This window comes from Natrarchaeobius versutus, from assembly GCF_041205745.1.
GTDB lineage: Archaea > Halobacteriota > Halobacteria > Halobacteriales > Natrialbaceae > Natrarchaeobius > Natrarchaeobius versutus.
This window is the reverse complement of sequence record NZ_JBGFCC010000011.1, coordinates 147,291-162,502: the sequence shown is the minus strand read 5'-3', so window position 1 is coordinate 162,502 and position 15,212 is coordinate 147,291. Positions and strand designations below refer to the sequence as shown.

The following is a 15,212-nucleotide window of genomic DNA, read 5'->3' as shown; positions in this document are numbered from 1 at the left end:
AGCGCCTGGTTAGGAATACGTGAGGTTCAGTTCGATCACGTTCGTGGTCTCGAGTAACGTGTTCGGAAGCTCCTCGTCGAAGTACTCCCCGCGCATCCGGTTGACCGGACCGGAGACGCTGATTGCGCCGACGACTCGGCCGTCGTCCGCTTTTACCGGCGCACCCAGACACCGGAGCCCGTCGAGACGTTCCTCGTCGTCGATGGCGTACCCTCGCTCCCGGATGGCCTCGAGTTCCGCCTCGAGTTCCTCTCGCGATCCCACGGTGCGATCGGTAACTTGCTCGAGACCGTGCTGTTCGACGATCCGGTCGACTCGTTCGGGGGTGTACCCCGAAAGGATCGCCTTCCCCAGCGCAGTCGTATGAAGATTGAGCCGCGCGCCGACTGACGCGTCGACCTTGACCGACTGCTCGCCCGCCGCCTGGTGGATGTAGACCCCCATTCCGTGTTCTTCGATCAGGAGATTCGTTCGTTCACCGGTCCGCGAAGCGAGACGGTCGACCTCCGGCTTTGCGACCTCGTAGATCTGCCGGCGATTTCGCGCGTACGATCCCAGTTCGAGAAAGCGAACTCCTACGTCGTATCCCGTCTCGGTTTTCACGACGTACTCCTCCTGTTCGAGCGTGCTCAGGTAGTTGTGAACCGTACTCTTCGGAAGCTCGAGGTGTGCCGAGAGTTCGGTCACACCGGCACCCTCCAGTTCGGTTAGGGCGTTGACGATCTCGAACGTTGTCTCGGCCGCTTTGACCGGATTTTTTGCCTGTGTCCCCATTGTGACCGGTTAGTTCTACCCGACGGTACTTAACGCTTGTTCACCCATTCTGAACGCACGATGTTCATCCATTCTGAACAAAATAGGTCAACGGTGTCCACCCACGTGTTGATCACCTGAAACGATAACGGAGAGTCCACGTCGCCGACGGCCCATCGAAATCGAACGCGACTCGACGTCGTTCGGCGGGAAGATAGACAATTGTGCTGTGAGAAATTTGTGAGGAAATCAGGATTCGATGAGGTGATTGGAGCCTCGACGAATCAGTGAAAAGTGTCCGTGAGTGACGATCGAACCGTCGGTTACCGGCGACGAGATCGGTTATATCTCCCGGATGAATTATTAATTCCGATTGTGTGTCTAACTCGTGAATTGATTCGTATCAGGGGCCAGTCTATACCTGGACCGACGAGAGCTGACCGGAAAGCGACGCTGTTCCGACTCATGCGAATAACTACGACAAGAGAGTGTGGTATTTTTACAAATGTACATTCGTAATTCATACGTTCGAGAATACAGAACGCCTTCTACGAGTGGACGATGTTCAACTCGAGTTCGTTCGCAGTGCCGAGCAGGAGGTTCGGAAGCTCCTCTTCGAACAGCGGGCCTTTCATTCGGTGGCTCGGGCCCGAAACGCTGATCGCACCGAGGACGTCGCCGTCGGCGTCCCGGATCGACGTTCCGAGGGCGCGGAGTCCCTCGACGTTCTCCTCGTAGTTGACGCCGTATCCTCGTTCCCGAATCCGTTCGAGTTCCTCGAATAGACTCTCCCGATCGGTCTTCGTATGCGCCGTAATCGCCGGGAGACCGTGTCGGTCCAGGATCGATTCGACGCGCTCGTCCGGGAGTTCCGCGAGAATTGCTTTCCCCGCCGAGATGGCGTGAATCGGCACCCGTTTTCCGATTCCCGGGTCAGTCTGGACCGCCTGGCTCCCCGTCTCACAGTGGACGTAGACCGCCTGGCCGTGCTCTTCGACCATGAACTGGGCGCGCTCGCCGGTCTCTTCGGCTAGCTTCTCGACTTTGTCCCTGGCCATCCGGTAGCCACGTTTCCGAGTCTGGACGTGCTTGCCGAACTCGAGGGATTTCAGGCTCAGATAGTAGCGGTCGTCCTCGCAGACAACGTACTGGCGGTGTTTGAGAGTGTGCAGGTGGCGGTGGACGGTACTCTTTGCAAGATCCAACTCGGCGGACAGCTCGCCGAGCGTAACGCCCTCGCTCGTGTAGATAAATTCGAGAATGTCGAACGCCGTGTCGACCGTTGATACCGGGTTCGTGGGGGCGCTTGGGTCGTCCATGGTTGTACATACCGTACGTTTCCACCCTCATTAACGTTCCGTATTCTCGAACGTATGTCTCGGGCGGCGGCGTGCTCCGAGAGAACGCGAAGGCATCCATACGTTAAAGGGTCACGGATCGCAATATCGCGTCGATGAGAGCGCACGATGTTATCGTCGTCGGTGGCGGGGGGGCTGGTCTTCGCGCGGCCATCGCCGCCCACGAAGCGGGGGCCGACGTCGCGATCGTCTCGAAACTGCACCCGGTCCGCTCACACACCGGCGCGGCGGAGGGTGGAATCAACGCCGCCTTGCACGAACGCGATTCCCCGGAGCTACACGCATACGACACGATGAAAGGCGCGGATTTCCTCGCGGACGCGCCCGCCGTCGAAGCGCTCTGTCGGGAGACTCCCGCCGAAGTGACCCGCCTCGAGCACTGGGGGATGTCCTTTTCACGCGACGACGAGGGAGGGATCGACCAGCGCTATCTCGCGGGGCACTCGGCGCCGCGGACGACGTACGCTGGAGCCGAGACCGGCCACCACCTGTTGCATACGCTGTACGAACAGGTGGTCAAACGCGGAATCGCCGTCTACGACGAGTACTACGTGCTCTCGCTTGCGGTCACGGACGACCCCGAGCCGACCGACCGTCGCTGTCACGGCGTCGTCGCGTACGATATCCAGAGCGGAGAGTTGACCGGGTTTCGAGCCCTCGAGGGCGTCGTCCTCGCGACCGGCGGGCTCGGACAGGCGTACAACCACACGACTAACGCCGTCTCCAACACCGGCGACGGGGTCGCGATGGCCTACCGCGCCGGCGTCCCCATCCAGGACATGGAGTTCGTCCAGTTTCACCCGACGACGCTTCCCTCGACCGGCGTGTTGATCTCCGAGGGCGTGCGAGGGGAAGGCGGCATTCTCTACAACAGCGAGGGCGAGCGATTCATGTTCGAGTACGGCTACGCGAACAACTCCGGGGAGCTCGCCTCCCGCGACGTCGTCTCCCGTGCCGAACTGATCGAGATCCAGGAGGGGCGAGGGATCGGCGACGCCGTCGCCCTCGATATGCGTCACTTGGGCGAGGAACGCATTCTGGATCGACTCGAGAATATCGTCCACCTCGCCGAGGACTTCGAGGGGGTCGACCCGATCGCCGAACCGATGCCGGTCAAACCCGGCCAACACTTCGCGATGGGTGGGATCGAAACCGACGAGTACGGCCGGACGTGCATCGACGGCCTCTACGCGGCCGGCGAGTGTGCCTGCCCGTCCGTCCACGGCGCGAACCGACTCGGCGGCAACGCCTTGCCCGAGTTAATCGTGTTCGGAAAGCGTGCGGGCGAGCGAGCCGCCTCGAGCGAGGACGCCGACGCCGAGATTCCAATCGGCGACGACGCGCGAGCGGGGGAGATCGAAGCCGACCTCACACGGATCGCCGGCACGCCGGAGTCAGCCGGTTCGAACGAGCGCTCGCGCGCCGACGGCGGTCGAACGGATCTCGATCCGAGCGACGTCGTCGCCGAGGCCGTCGATCGATCCCGCGAACGGGTCGAGCGCCTCCTCGAGCGCGACGGGACGAACCACGCGGAGGTTCGTGCGGATCTACAGAGTGCAATGGAACGCGGCGTCAACGTCTTTCGAACGCGGGAGGGCGTCGAATCGGCGCTCGAGACGATTCGAGACTGCCGAAATCGGTATGGGGAGGTCGGCGTCTCCGATCCCTCGCGGACGTACAACACGGACCTCATTCAGACGATCGAGACGCGAAACCTGTTGGACGTGGCGGAGGCGATCGCCGTCGGCGCGCTCGTTCGCGAGGAGTTTCGCGGCGCCCACTGGCGAGAGCGCCACCAGGAGCGAGACGACGGTCGGTGGTTGAAACACACGGTGATCGCGTGGAACGACGGGCGACCGGAGGGCTACTTCAGCGACGTCGTCCTCGAGGGCGAGTTCGAGACGTACGAGCCGGTCGAGCGGAGTTACTGACCGTCTCGTCGCGCCGAGAAATTTCGGTGACAAATCGGAACTGTGCCGTGGCGTTTCGGGCACCACAATCTACTTGTGAGCCGGCGTCCGACGGTTCGACGTCGGATGAACGTTGGACTCTACCTCGTCAATCAGGCCCAGGCACAGGACGATCACGCGGAACTGCTTCGGTACTTCGTCGACCAGGCGGTGCTGGCGGAAGACTGCGGCTACGACGGAATTTACCTCGGGGATCACGTCGGTCGGGCGGAGTACGCCTTCTACGAGCCGCTGACCGTCCTGACGGCGATCGCCGAGCGGACCGAACGCGTCGAACTCGGGCAAGGAATCTTGCTCGCACCGCTGTATCACCCCGTCCGACTCGCCCAGCGGACTGGGACGCTCGATGCGCTCTCGAACGGCCGACTCCGGATGGGCTTTGGACCCGGCGGACTGCCCTCGGAGTTCGAGGCGTTCGAGGTGCCACGCGACGAACGCGTCCCCCGAACGCTCGAGACGATCGACGTCCTCGAGAAGCTGTGGGCCGAAGATCACGTACGCCACGACGGAACGGCCTACGATCTCGAGGACGTGACGATCAACCCGAAGCCGACGAGGGAGGACGTTCCCATCTGGCTCGGGTTCAACGGCGAGTGGGGACTCGACTACATCGCCCGCTCGGGGTATGGCTGGCTGACGCTCTCGCAGGTCGCGCCCGAAACCTGGGAGCGCCGCGTCGATACCTTCCACGAGGCGCTGTCGCGACACGACCGGACGGTCGAGGACACCGAAATGGGCGTCCTCGTCGAGGCGAGCGTCGCCGAGGACTACGAAAGCGCGGTCGACCTCATCAGGGACCCGATCGAGACGAAGTTCCGCGAGTACGCGGGACGCGAGAGTCCGCCGCCGCTGTTCGAGGGGGTCGATCCCGAGGACGTCACGTTCGAACGCTACGAGGACCTGTTCGCCGTCGGAACCCCCGAGGACGTCGCCGAGACGCTCCTCGAGTACCGCGAGCAGGGGTTCGACAACGTACTCGTCCGGTTCCCGGGGTATCAGGCCGACAAGGAGGGCGTCCTCTCGAGCATCGAACTGCTGGGCGAAGCGGTCATTCCACGCCTCGAGGAGTGACGGAAACACCCGTCGAGGGACGCGTCAGGGGTTGACGTCGCCGATCTTGTCGACTTCCGGCTTGACCTCCTCGGCGTAGAGTTCGAGGTTCTTCATGGCGAGTTCGTGGGGAAGGTCGCCAAAGTGGAAGTGACCGACGAGTCGGCCGAAGCCGCCGACGGCCTCGTACATCTCCTCGATGTCCGCGACGACGTCTTCGGGACTTCCAACGAGCAGTTCGACGGTGTCGACGGACTCCTCGAAGTCCCAGTTGATCGAGGCCTGTCCGTGAGGACTGAGGTTCTCGATGTACTCCTCGCGTTTTTCGGGTTTGTAGAAGTCGTCACCATCCATCCTTGCCGCGACGCCGAGATGGACGTCGGTGAACAGTTCGTGCTGGAAGTACTCGAGATGTTCGCGAGCCTCCTCGTAGGCCTTCTCGGTCGTCTCAGCCACGTAAATCCACGAGAGCACGGTGAAGTGTTCGTCACTCGGCGTCCAGCCGTAATCCTCCTCGGCGAACTGTCGGTAGGTCCGGAACGTCTCGCCGAGTTCGTCCTCGAAGTGAAGCGAGGTCCCGGTCGGGATCTGGCGTTCGGCCGTAAACCGCAGGGACTTCTCGCTCTCGGCGGGCATCCACATCTCCGGATGCGGATCCTGGTAGGGTCGCGGCCAGGCGTAGACGTTCTCGTACTGGAAGTACTCGCCGTCCCAGTCGAACGGTTCGTCAGCCGTCCACGTCTTCATGATGAGGTCCCAGGCCTCCTCGAAGCGTGGACGGGACTCCTCGAGTGGGATGTTGTACGCCAGATACTCCGGCGGGATACCCCGCGGGAAGCCGCTGACGACCCGTCCCTCGGTCATGTTGTCGAGCATCGCGATCTCCTCGGCGAGGCGAATCGGGTTCTCCCGGATCGCCGGCAGGTTGCCGAAGAACGCGAGGTCGACGTCCTCGGTTCGGCCGGCCAGGTTCGCCGCCGTGATGTTCGGCGACGGCTGGAGCCCGTACGCCGAGTAGTGGTGCTCGTTGACGCCGAGGCCGTCGAAACCCAGTTCGGCGGCGTACTCGAGTTGCTCGAGGTAGTTGTCGTAATACTCCGCTCCTTTCTCCGGATCCCACGTGTCCTGTTCGAAGGGCCAGGCATCACTGTCGATGTCCGGATACGGCATCAGGTGGAACGCATACGTTTCCATCGTGTGGACCTTCGGATAGTCGCACATAAACATTTGGGGTACGGACGCCGGGAGTCATCGGTGGTCCGAACGGACGGATTCCACGCCGAACCGTCGGCCTCGTGTTTCGAAGCGGTCGTGGCTTCGGCGAGCCCGGGCCGTCGATCGGGCGACTCGAGGCGGGAACCAGTACAGTAAAGAATCCACTCGGGAAAGGGATCGACGTCGATGGATCGGTCGTACTGGCGGACAGTGTCGTTGATAACGCTGTGGCAGGTGGCGGCGAGCATCTGTTACTACACGATCTTCGCGGCGACCCCGTTCTTTCGGGACGAGTTCGGACTCTCGCGTTTTTACGTCGGTTTCGTCGTAACAGCGCTGACGCTCGGCTACGCCGTCTGGCTCCTCCCCGTTGGAGCGCTCACCGATCGAGTCGGCGAGCGACGCGTGCTGGCGCTCGGTCTCCTCGGACTCTCCGCCGGCGTCGTGTTGGTCGCGGGAGCGCCGACGTTTGCAACGTTGCTCGCGGCGGCGTTCGTGCTCGGATCGACGTACTCCGCGGCGATGCCGGGAACGAACAAGGCGGTGTACGACAACGTCGCCGCCGGACGGCAGAACTTCGCCGTCGGCATCAAACAGGTCGGGGTCACTGCCGGAAGTGGGATCAGTGCCCTACTCGTTACGGGACTCGCGGGCGTGTTGTTCTGGCAGGCGGGCTTTCTAATCGCGAGCGTCTTCGCGATCGTCGTCGCCGTCGTCTTCTACTGGTTCTATGCCGGTGCGAGCGACGGCGGAACCGCCGACTATCCCGACTTCGGCGGACTGCTCCGAAACGGCCCGTACCGAATGCTCGTCGGCTCGGGCTTTTTCCTCGGCGCGGCGCTTTTCAGCACGACCGGCTACACCGTCCTCTTCGTCGAGGAGGAGATCGGAACGTCGGTCGCGTTCGCCGGGGTCGTCCTCGCACTCGTCCAGCTATGGGGAAGCGTCGGGCGCATCATCACCGGCTGGTTGAGCGACGCGCTTCCCGGCGATCCGCGGGTCCGGATCGGTGCGATCCTGATCGTACAGGCGCTGGCTGGCGCGCTCGTCTTTCTCGTCGTCCCCGCCTCGTCGACGCCGCTCGAGGCCGCCGTCGTCTTCTCCGTGCTCGGCTTTTTCGTCCTCGGGAACACCGGCGTCTACTACTCCTGTCTGGCGACGCTCGTCGCGACCGACGAGATGGGCGCCGCGACGGCGGGCGGACAGCTCTCGCTCGTCGCGGGCTCGCTCGTCGCCCCGCCCGCGTTCGGCTATCTCGCCGATACGGTCGGCTACCGGAGTTCGTGGCTCCTCCTGAGCGTCGTCTCGGTCGCCGCTGTCGGGCTCTTGCTGTTCGTGATCCGGCTCGAGTCGCCGGTCGCGGAGCCGGCGATGGTCGAATAATCGCCACCCTCGTTCGAATCAGCCACGGGAGAAACGTCGATCCGACTCCACATAGACGGCTGAGCCCTACTCCTCGGGTAAGAGATCCCGTTTGCGTGCCTCCTCGACGAGCGCCGGGGCGCCCGCGATCATCGTATCGAACGTGAGCAGACTCGTCAGCTGGAGGACTTCGGCGAGTTCGTCGGCGGTCGCTCCGAGTTCGATCGCGTTCGCCATGTGGGCGTCGATCCCCTCCTCGAGAAGGTGGGCCGGCGTCGAGTCGATCGCGATATAGAGAAACTCCCGGGTCTTTGGATCGAGCGAGCCGGTGAGCCACGGGTGCGAGGAGTACTCGAGGTACACCCGAAGGAACGCCGGATCCGGCGCAACGTAGGGCCCCCACCAGTCGGGTCGGTAGCCGCGTTTCTCCTCGAACTCGTCGAGAAACGCCTCGAACGCCGCGTCGTCCATCGACTCGAACAGTCCCAGCCGTTCGTCGAGGAGCTTCGCACCGATCATGTAGGAGTGGACGCCGAGGACGCTCGCGATCTGGAGCACCTCGAACACCTCCTCGACGGTGGCACCCGCGTCGAGCGCCCGTCCGACGTGGCGGCTGATGCCGTCTTCGCCCAGGTGCGTCGTCTGGCTGTAGGCGGCGATCAGCACGAACTCCCGTACCTTCGGCTCGAGGGCGCCCTCGGTGTGGGGGTAAGCGAACCACTCCCGATAGGCGTCGAAGAACTCGGGATCGATCCGGAGGAGGTCGTCGAATCCCGGCTCCCAGTAGCCTACGTCCTCCCGAAATCGGTCTTTGATCTCGCGTTGCTCGGCCGTCAGCGTCGTCTTCGAACCCATAGTGAGTTGCTAACAGGCGACTACATAACCGTTGTCGTTTCTCGAGACACCACACCGGCTCTCGAGGCGGCTCGATCGACGGTTCGAGGCGGCTAAATTGGCGGTTCGGGGTGATCAGCCGACGGCTCGAGGCGATCAACAGCGTTATCACCGATTGTGAGCAACACACACGTGGACAATTACCATGGACGGAATCACTGGCGAGACGGCGCTCGTCACGGGCGCGGGGTCGGGTATCGGCCGCGCGACCGCAGAGCGCTTCGCCGCGGCGGGAGCGAACGTCGTCGTCGCAGACGTCGACGCCGACGGTGGAACCGAGACGGTCGACGCGATCGAAGACGACGGCGGCGATGCGACGTTCGTCGAAGGGGACGTGGCCGACGCGGAGGACGTCGAAGCGATGGTCGACGCGGCGGTCGAAACCTACGGCTCGCTCGCGTTCGCCCACAACAACGCCGGGATCGGCGAATCGACCGGAACCATCGCCGAGACGGACGCGGAGACGTGGGAGCGAACCATGGCCGTGAACTTAGACGGCGTCTACAACTGTCTCAAAGCCGAGATACCCGCGATACTCGAGAACGGTGGCGGCGCGATCGTCAACACCGCCTCGACGGCCGGACTGGTCGGCAAACCGGGGATCGCCCACTACTCGGCGAGCAAACACGGCGTCGTTGGCCTCACCCGGTCGACGGCGCTCGAGTTCGCCGACCGAGACGTCCGCGTCAACGCGGTCTGTCCGGGAATCGTCCGAACCGGGCTGGCCGCGGAGAACCCGGACGTTCTCGAAAACGCCCTCGAGGTGACGCCCCTCGACAGAGCGGCACAGCCCTCGGAGGTCGGCGACGTCGTCGTCAGGCTCTGCTCGTCGGATATGTCGTTCGTGACCGGAATCTCGCTCCCGGTCGACGGCGGAATGACCGCGGGGGTCCAGTGGCGATGACGATGAAGGGAATCGACGGCAACACCGCGATCGTGACGGGTGGTGCAACCGGCATCGGTCGTGCGTCGGCCGAGCGCTTCGCCGCGGAGGGAGCGAACGTCGTCGTCGCCGACGTCAACGTCGAAGACGGCGAAGCGACGGTCGACCGCATCGTCGACGACGGTGGTGAGGCGATCTTCGTCGAGACCGACGTCTCCCACGCCGACGACGTGGAAGCGATGGTCGAGACCGCGGTCGAGACGTACGGGTCACTCGAGTTCGCTCACAACAACGCCGGCGTCACGAGCGAACCCGCCCCGACCCACGAACACGCCGAGACGCAGTGGGACCGGACGGTCGGCATCGATCAACGGGGGATCTGGCTCTGTCTGAAACACGAACTCCCACACCTCCTCGAGGGTGGCGGTGCGGCCGTCAACACGGCGTCGCTCGCCGGTCTGTGGGCGAACCCGGGCGACGCACCGTACGCGACGGCGAAACACGGCGTCGTCGGGCTGACCAAGACAGCGGCGCTCGAGTACGCCGAAGAGGGCGTGCGGGTGAACGCCCTCTGTCCCGGCGTCACCGCCACGCCGATGACGGAAGGACACGTCGACGCACTCGTCGACACGACGCCGATGAACCGCGCCGGACAACCGGCGGAACTCGGCGCAGTCGCGGTCTGGCTCTGCTCGGAGGAGGCGTCGTTTATCACCGGCGTCGCGATGCCGGTCGACGGCGGTGCGGTCAACGGGAGAGTCTAAGGCGACCGGCACCACAACCGTTATTGTACGTCCGTGTGACCTGCCACTATGGCACGCGTTCCATACGTCGAGCAGGAGGACCTGGATCCGGAGTATCGCGAACTCATCATCTCGTCGCTCCAGCCCGGAAAGCGAGCGAACGTCTACAGCGCCGTCGGCAACAACCAGGAGGTACTGGACGGCCTTCGAACGTTCCTCGGCTCGCTGTGGACACACTCCGGGCTCACCGACCGCCAGCGCGAGATCGTCATCCTGACCGCCGCCTCGGAGATCGCAAACGATTACGAGTGGCACCAACACGTCATCATCGGCACCGACGCCGGCCTCTCCGAGAACGAGATCGCCGCGATCGGCCGCGACGACCGCGCCGACTTCGACGACGACGAACGGGCACTCGTCGCCTACTCGAGAGCCGTCGTCTGCGGTCGCGTAAACGATTCCGTCCACGAGGCCGCCGTCGATCACTTCGGCGAGGAAACCGCCGTCGGAGCCGCGGCCACCGCGGCCGGCTACCTCGCGCTGGGGCGCGTCATCGACGCCCTCGGAGTCGACCTCGAGGGCGACGACGAGTTCGTCGGCTGGGATCTCGAGAACCGCGAGTAACGGCTTCGAGTCGGCGCCAGGGCGAAGCACCACGACCGCCACGGCATCGAGGGAACTCGAGGATAAACCGTTTTTTCGACTACCGCGAGCGGACCGCGGTGACGGAGACTCAGTGAGCCGTTCGGCCGAATCGTCACAGCGGGGCGATCTTCGCGGCGTTCTCGACCGGGGGAAACAGTAAAATGGTCGTACCGTAACTAACAGGTATGGTTGTCGTAGCGGCAGTGGATCGATCGGATCGAGCGTCGAACGTCGTCGACGAGGCGGGCCGTCTCGCGGACGCGTTCGACGAACCGCTTTACGTCCTTCACGTTTCGACGGAGTCGGCGTACGATAAGTACGACCAGAGCAGTCAGGAACGGATCGAAGACGTCGACGAAGAACAGATTCGTGAGGCGGCGGCGGACGTCGCGGCGGAGGCGATCGCCGACGGCGACGTCTCCGCGGAGCCGGTCGGCCTGATCGGGGATCCGTCGTCGACGATCGTCACATATGCCAACGATCACGACGCCGAGTACGTCGTTCTCGCGCCCAGGAAACGATCGCCCACCGGAAAGGCGGTGTTCGGGAGCGTCGCCCAGTCGGTCATCCTGAACGCCGAGTGCCCGGTCGTCACGTCCGTCGACCAGTAACCTGAAGGTACGACGGTACCGACACCTCCACGATGAGCGACCGACCACGGAAATCGGCTCGAGAACCGGCGGCCCGACCGTCGCTCGGTGACGAGATGCCAACGGTGCCCGAACTGACGAGTTGGCTGACTCGCCGACGAACGATTCGACAGTTCGATGCGGACGCGACGATTCCCGACGAGGAGATCCGAAAGATCGTCGACGCCGGACGGAAAGCACCCACGAGCGGCACCATCCAGATGTACAGCTTCGTGTCGGTTCGGGACCCGGAGACGCGGGCACAAATTCACGATGCCGCAGGCGGCGGCCAGCCGCGCATCGAGGAGGCCAGTCACTTCTTCCTCGTCTGTATCGACCTCCGGCGGGTCCGATTGCTCCACGAACACCGCGACCTCGAGTTCGAGATGGCGCCGATGACCGCGATCCTCAAGGGTGCGGTCGACGCCGCACTCGCCGCCCAGGGAACGATCACGGCGGCGGAGAGCTACGGGTACGGCGTCTGTCCGATCGGGGCGATCAGCGAGGGGCTGTCTACGGTCTCCGACGCCGTCGACCTCCCGAGCGAAGTCATCCCGGCGTTCGGCCTCTGCATCGGCGTTCCCGTCGGCGAGACCCACGACGAGCCGACGCCGCGGATCCCCCTGGACGCGGTGTTCCACGAGGGAACCTACGAGGAGCCCACACCCGAGTTACTCGAGGCCTGTTACGAGGAGATGAACGAACTCTACACCGGAACGGACCGCGTCTGGGAGGGCGCACTCGCCCACTACTGGACGCCGTCGCCAGACGGCTCGATGAACAACCGCGAGGAGGAGTTACTCGAGACCCTACGCCAGCAGGGCTTTTTCGCCTATCGCGGCGTCGACGAGGACGTGACGCCGCCGCGTCGGGACGACTGACGCGGAGCCGTCATCCGGCCTAAAAACTCTTGATCGCGCCGCCGTCGACCGGAATCGCCCGTCCGGTGACGTACGACGCTCGCTCACTCGAGAGCCAGGCGACCGTCTCGCCGACCTCCGCCGGTTGGCCGATTCGTTCCATCGGGACGTCCTCGATCATCCCCTCGACAAACTCGTCTGACGTGGCGTCGCTGCCTTCGGTCGCGCGCTCGGCGATCGACCGCACGCGGTCGGTTTCGTTCGGACCGGGAAGCACCGCGTTCGCCCGGACGTCGGGAGCGAGCTCGCGCGAAAGCGTCTTCATCAGGCCCCCGACCGACCGGCGGACGGCGTTCGAGAGGACGTGCCCGTCGATCACCGCCTGGTCCGACCGGGACGTGATGGTCACGATCGAACCGCCGCCGTCGACGAGGTGCGGGTGGGCGGCTTTCACCGTCCGCACGACGCTCATCACCAGGAGATCGTAGGCGTCGTACCACTCCTCCTCGGTCGTCTCGAGAAACGAGCGCGGCGGCGGCCCACCCCCGCTGGTGACGAGGTGGTCGAGTCCGCCGAACGTCTCCGCGGTTTCGGTGACGGCGGCGAGTATCTCCTCGCGTTCCGTGACGTCCGCCCGAAGCGCCAGGACGTCGCCGAAGCCGACCGACTCGAGGGTCGTTTCGGCGTCGTGAAGTTGGTCTTCTGTACGACCGCAAACGGCGACGTCGGCCCCTTCAGCGGCGAGTGCCTTCGCGCTCGCGAGACCGAGTCCGGCGGTTCCACCGGTCACGAACGCGGCGTTCCCATCGATTCCGAGATCCATGCCACCAGTTCACAGAGAAGGGCGAAATAGCTTGCGGGAGCCGATCGTCACGATCGCTGGGCGACGACGTCGACGTCGCCGACGGAGTAGCGGTGGATCGGTCCCCAGAGATCGTCTTCCGCCCGAGGCGAGGCGTCGCCGGCGAGAACCGACTCGAGCGCCGTTTTGACCCGATCGAGGACGGAGAGATCGTCGCCGCGGATCGGCTCCCCGTGTCCGGTCGCGAGCACGTCGAATGCGCCGTCCTCGCGGAGCGTGAGGAGGCGGTCGACGGCGTCGGCGTAGGCCTCGAGGTCGGAGTCGTCGAACTGGGCGAAGACGCTCCCGTCGGGCGAGAGGACGTCCGCCGCATAACAGATTTCGGCGTCGCGGTCGAGTGCGGCGAGCTGACCGGGGCTGTGGCCAGGAATCGGAAGTAACTCGAGGCGCGTGGAGCCGATCTCGAGGACGTCACCCGCCTCGACGGTCTCGACGCCCGAGACGGACGGGACGTCGTAGCCGTCGGGATCGAACCCGTCGGGAAACTCGCTTCCCGTCTCGAGCCAGCTTTCGACGAACGTGTCCGCGAGGTCGACGCCGCCCCTCGTCGTCGTATCGACCGGAACGACGCCATCACGTTGTTCGCTGGCGTGGATGACGACGTCGTCGAACTGGTGGGCGGAGCCGACGTGGTCCCAGTGGCTGTGGGTCAGGAACACGCGGGGGCTCGTACCGGCCATCGCCTCCGCGTGGGCTCGCAGATCGCCGATGCCGAGGCCCGCGTCGATCAGGAGCCACTCGTCGTCGTCACCCAGGAGGTAGGTGTTGATCGGGAGGTAGCCGATGCCCTCCGTGATGCGATACGAGCCGGGGGCGATCCGTTCCGTCTCGTACCAGTCGGTCGTGGCGTTCATGTTAGAGCTGACGGATCGCCGGCATCACTTCCTCCGCGTACAGTTTCAGGTTCTTCTCGGCTTTCTCGATCGGCATATCGCCGTACTGGAACTGGCCCGCGAGTCTGCCGAAGCCATCGACGATCTCGTACTGGCGTTCGATCTCCGCGACCACCGTCTCGGGGTCGCCGACGATTACCTCGCCCATCTCGACGAACTCCTCGAAGTCGAAGTTGTACGCGAGTTCCCCGTGGGGGTGGAGGTTCTCGACGTACTTTTCGTGTTCGTCCGGGTCGTACGTCTCACCCATCATGAACGCGGTCGCACCCAGGTGGATTCCGGTCGTCAGGGTCTTGTAGAAGAACTCGAGGTGGTCTCTGACCTCCGCTTTCGCCTGCTCGGTCGTTTCGGCGACGTACACCTTCCGACTGATGGTGAACTCTTCGTCACCCGGTGACCAGCCGAACTCGTCGGTCGCGAACTCGCGATAAGTGTCGAAAAACTCCCGCATGTTCTCCGGCGGGTTGAACGTCGAGCCGATCGGGACCCGGTTCTTCGCGGCGAAGCGAAGCGACTCGTCGCTCTCGGCGGGCATCCACAGCGGTGGGTGTGGATCCTGGTACGGTCGCGGCCACGCGTAGACGTTCTCGTACTGGAAGTGCTCGCCGTCCCAGTCGAAGGGTTCGTCGGCCGTCCACGTCTTCAATACGAGGTCCCAGGCCTCCTCGAAGCGCGAGCGGGACTCCTCGATGTCGACGCCGAGTGCGGCGTACTCGGTTGGAATGCCCCGCGGAAAGCCACTGACGATCCGACCCTCGCTGATGTTGTCGAGCATCGCGATCTCCTCGGCGAGGCGCACCGGATTGGCTCGAGTCGCGACGACGTTGCCGAAAAAGCCGATTCGAATGTCGTCGGTCCTGGCCGCCAGGTTGGCCGCGGTCACGACCGGCGAGGGCTGCATCCCGTAGGCCGAAAAGTGGTGTTCGTTGACGCCGATTCCGTCGTAGCCGTACTCCTCGGCCAACTCGAGGAAATCGAGATACTCGTTGTAGTACGTCGATCCGAGTTCGGGATCGTAGGTATCGTTGGGAAACGGCCACGCGTCGTCGGTTGCCTCCTTGTACGGCATCAGGTGGAATACGAACGTCTCCATGC

Annotated in this window: 15 protein-coding genes; 8 read left to right on the top strand and 7 right to left on the bottom strand. The window is 64.2% G+C overall.

Features of this window, described 5'->3' with window-relative positions:
• Positions 1-9: 9 nt before the first annotated feature.
• Both AB7C87_RS21490 and AB7C87_RS21485 read right to left on the bottom strand, forming a co-directional pair.
• Entirely contained in the window at positions 10-774 is a 765-nt protein-coding gene (locus AB7C87_RS21490; RefSeq protein WP_369731569.1) for an IclR family transcriptional regulator, read from the bottom strand.
• Between the two features lie 527 nt (positions 775-1,301).
• On the bottom strand, positions 1,302-2,072 hold the full coding sequence (locus AB7C87_RS21485; protein ID WP_369731568.1) for an IclR family transcriptional regulator: 771 nt from the start codon (positions 2,070-2,072) through the stop codon (positions 1,302-1,304).
• Between the two features lie 134 nt (positions 2,073-2,206).
• Here AB7C87_RS21485 and AB7C87_RS21480 point away from each other — a divergent pair, with 134 nt between their 5' ends.
• On the top strand, positions 2,207-4,042 hold the full coding sequence (locus tag AB7C87_RS21480; RefSeq protein WP_369731567.1) for an FAD-binding protein: 1,836 nt from the start codon (positions 2,207-2,209) through the stop codon (positions 4,040-4,042).
• Between the two features lie 105 nt (positions 4,043-4,147).
• Complete coding sequence (locus AB7C87_RS21475; RefSeq protein ID WP_369731566.1) at positions 4,148-5,152, top strand: LLM class flavin-dependent oxidoreductase; 1,005 nt, start codon at positions 4,148-4,150, stop codon at positions 5,150-5,152.
• 24 nt (positions 5,153-5,176) lie between these two features.
• Here the strand turns inward: AB7C87_RS21475 and AB7C87_RS21470 are convergent, their stop codons facing one another.
• Positions 5,177-6,325 (bottom strand): LLM class flavin-dependent oxidoreductase, encoded by a 1,149-nt coding sequence (locus tag AB7C87_RS21470; protein ID WP_369731565.1) that lies wholly within the window; start codon positions 6,323-6,325, stop codon positions 5,177-5,179.
• A gap of 207 nt (positions 6,326-6,532) precedes the next feature.
• Here AB7C87_RS21470 and AB7C87_RS21465 point away from each other — a divergent pair, with 207 nt between their 5' ends.
• Positions 6,533-7,729, top strand: a complete 1,197-nt coding sequence (locus AB7C87_RS21465) for an MFS transporter (RefSeq protein WP_369731564.1) — start codon at positions 6,533-6,535, stop codon at positions 7,727-7,729.
• 66 nt (positions 7,730-7,795) lie between these two features.
• On the opposite strand, the gene AB7C87_RS21460 is transcribed toward AB7C87_RS21465, so the two are convergent.
• The gene (locus AB7C87_RS21460) at positions 7,796-8,563 is read right to left on the bottom strand and encodes a carboxymuconolactone decarboxylase family protein (RefSeq protein ID WP_369731563.1); all 768 of its coding nucleotides are present in this window, start codon (positions 8,561-8,563) and stop codon (positions 7,796-7,798) included.
• A gap of 184 nt (positions 8,564-8,747) precedes the next feature.
• On the opposite strand from AB7C87_RS21460, the gene AB7C87_RS21455 reads away from it, so the two are divergent.
• From AB7C87_RS21455 to AB7C87_RS21435, 5 genes are all read left to right on the top strand, one after another.
• Positions 8,748-9,506 carry an SDR family NAD(P)-dependent oxidoreductase gene (locus AB7C87_RS21455; RefSeq protein ID WP_369731562.1) on the top strand — a complete coding sequence of 253 codons (759 nt, stop codon included), beginning with the start codon at positions 8,748-8,750 and terminating at the stop codon, positions 9,504-9,506.
• A gap of 2 nt (positions 9,507-9,508) precedes the next feature.
• Entirely contained in the window at positions 9,509-10,249 is a 741-nt protein-coding gene (locus tag AB7C87_RS21450; protein WP_369731612.1) for a glucose 1-dehydrogenase, read from the top strand.
• Between the two features lie 48 nt (positions 10,250-10,297).
• Positions 10,298-10,852, top strand: a complete 555-nt coding sequence (locus tag AB7C87_RS21445; RefSeq protein ID WP_369731561.1) for a carboxymuconolactone decarboxylase family protein — start codon at positions 10,298-10,300, stop codon at positions 10,850-10,852.
• Between the two features lie 206 nt (positions 10,853-11,058).
• Positions 11,059-11,484 (top strand): universal stress protein, encoded by a 426-nt coding sequence (locus AB7C87_RS21440; protein ID WP_369731560.1) that lies wholly within the window; start codon positions 11,059-11,061, stop codon positions 11,482-11,484.
• Between the two features lie 32 nt (positions 11,485-11,516).
• Positions 11,517-12,383: a nitroreductase family protein gene (locus AB7C87_RS21435; RefSeq protein ID WP_369731559.1), complete on the top strand. Its 867-nt coding sequence runs from the start codon at positions 11,517-11,519 to the stop codon at positions 12,381-12,383.
• 19 nt (positions 12,384-12,402) lie between these two features.
• Here the strand turns inward: AB7C87_RS21435 and AB7C87_RS21430 are convergent, their stop codons facing one another.
• The 3 genes from AB7C87_RS21430 to AB7C87_RS21420 are packed head-to-tail and all read right to left on the bottom strand — an operon-like array spanning position 12,403 to position 15,210.
• Positions 12,403-13,185: an SDR family oxidoreductase gene (locus AB7C87_RS21430; protein ID WP_369731558.1), complete on the bottom strand. Its 783-nt coding sequence runs from the start codon at positions 13,183-13,185 to the stop codon at positions 12,403-12,405.
• Between the two features lie 47 nt (positions 13,186-13,232).
• The gene (locus tag AB7C87_RS21425) at positions 13,233-14,078 is read right to left on the bottom strand and encodes an MBL fold metallo-hydrolase (protein WP_369731557.1); all 846 of its coding nucleotides are present in this window, start codon (positions 14,076-14,078) and stop codon (positions 13,233-13,235) included.
• 1 nt (position 14,079) lies between these two features.
• Positions 14,080-15,210 (bottom strand): LLM class flavin-dependent oxidoreductase, encoded by a 1,131-nt coding sequence (locus AB7C87_RS21420; protein ID WP_369731556.1) that lies wholly within the window; start codon positions 15,208-15,210, stop codon positions 14,080-14,082.
• Between the last annotated feature and the right edge of the window lie 2 nt (positions 15,211-15,212).

Bases quoted from the DNA above. Each gene is read 5' to 3' on its own strand.
- AB7C87_RS21490 (WP_369731569.1), bottom strand. From the start codon at position 774: ATGGGGACACAGGCAAAAAATCCGGTCAAAGCGGCCGAGACAACGTTC.
- AB7C87_RS21485 (WP_369731568.1), bottom strand. From the start codon at position 2,072: ATGGACGACCCAAGCGCCCCCACGAACCCGGTATCAACGGTCGACACG.
- AB7C87_RS21480 (WP_369731567.1), top strand. From the start codon at position 2,207: ATGAGAGCGCACGATGTTATCGTCGTCGGTGGCGGGGGGGCTGGTCTT.
- AB7C87_RS21475 (WP_369731566.1), top strand. From the start codon at position 4,148: ATGAACGTTGGACTCTACCTCGTCAATCAGGCCCAGGCACAGGACGAT.
- AB7C87_RS21470 (WP_369731565.1), bottom strand. From the start codon at position 6,325: ATGGAAACGTATGCGTTCCACCTGATGCCGTATCCGGACATCGACAGT.
- AB7C87_RS21465 (WP_369731564.1), top strand. From the start codon at position 6,533: ATGGATCGGTCGTACTGGCGGACAGTGTCGTTGATAACGCTGTGGCAG.
- AB7C87_RS21460 (WP_369731563.1), bottom strand. From the start codon at position 8,563: ATGGGTTCGAAGACGACGCTGACGGCCGAGCAACGCGAGATCAAAGAC.
- AB7C87_RS21455 (WP_369731562.1), top strand. From the start codon at position 8,748: ATGGACGGAATCACTGGCGAGACGGCGCTCGTCACGGGCGCGGGGTCG.
- AB7C87_RS21450 (WP_369731612.1), top strand. From the start codon at position 9,509: ATGAAGGGAATCGACGGCAACACCGCGATCGTGACGGGTGGTGCAACC.
- AB7C87_RS21445 (WP_369731561.1), top strand. From the start codon at position 10,298: ATGGCACGCGTTCCATACGTCGAGCAGGAGGACCTGGATCCGGAGTAT.
- AB7C87_RS21440 (WP_369731560.1), top strand. From the start codon at position 11,059: ATGGTTGTCGTAGCGGCAGTGGATCGATCGGATCGAGCGTCGAACGTC.
- AB7C87_RS21435 (WP_369731559.1), top strand. From the start codon at position 11,517: ATGAGCGACCGACCACGGAAATCGGCTCGAGAACCGGCGGCCCGACCG.
- AB7C87_RS21430 (WP_369731558.1), bottom strand. From the start codon at position 13,185: ATGGATCTCGGAATCGATGGGAACGCCGCGTTCGTGACCGGTGGAACC.
- AB7C87_RS21425 (WP_369731557.1), bottom strand. From the start codon at position 14,078: ATGAACGCCACGACCGACTGGTACGAGACGGAACGGATCGCCCCCGGC.
- AB7C87_RS21420 (WP_369731556.1), bottom strand. From the start codon at position 15,210: ATGGAGACGTTCGTATTCCACCTGATGCCGTACAAGGAGGCAACCGAC.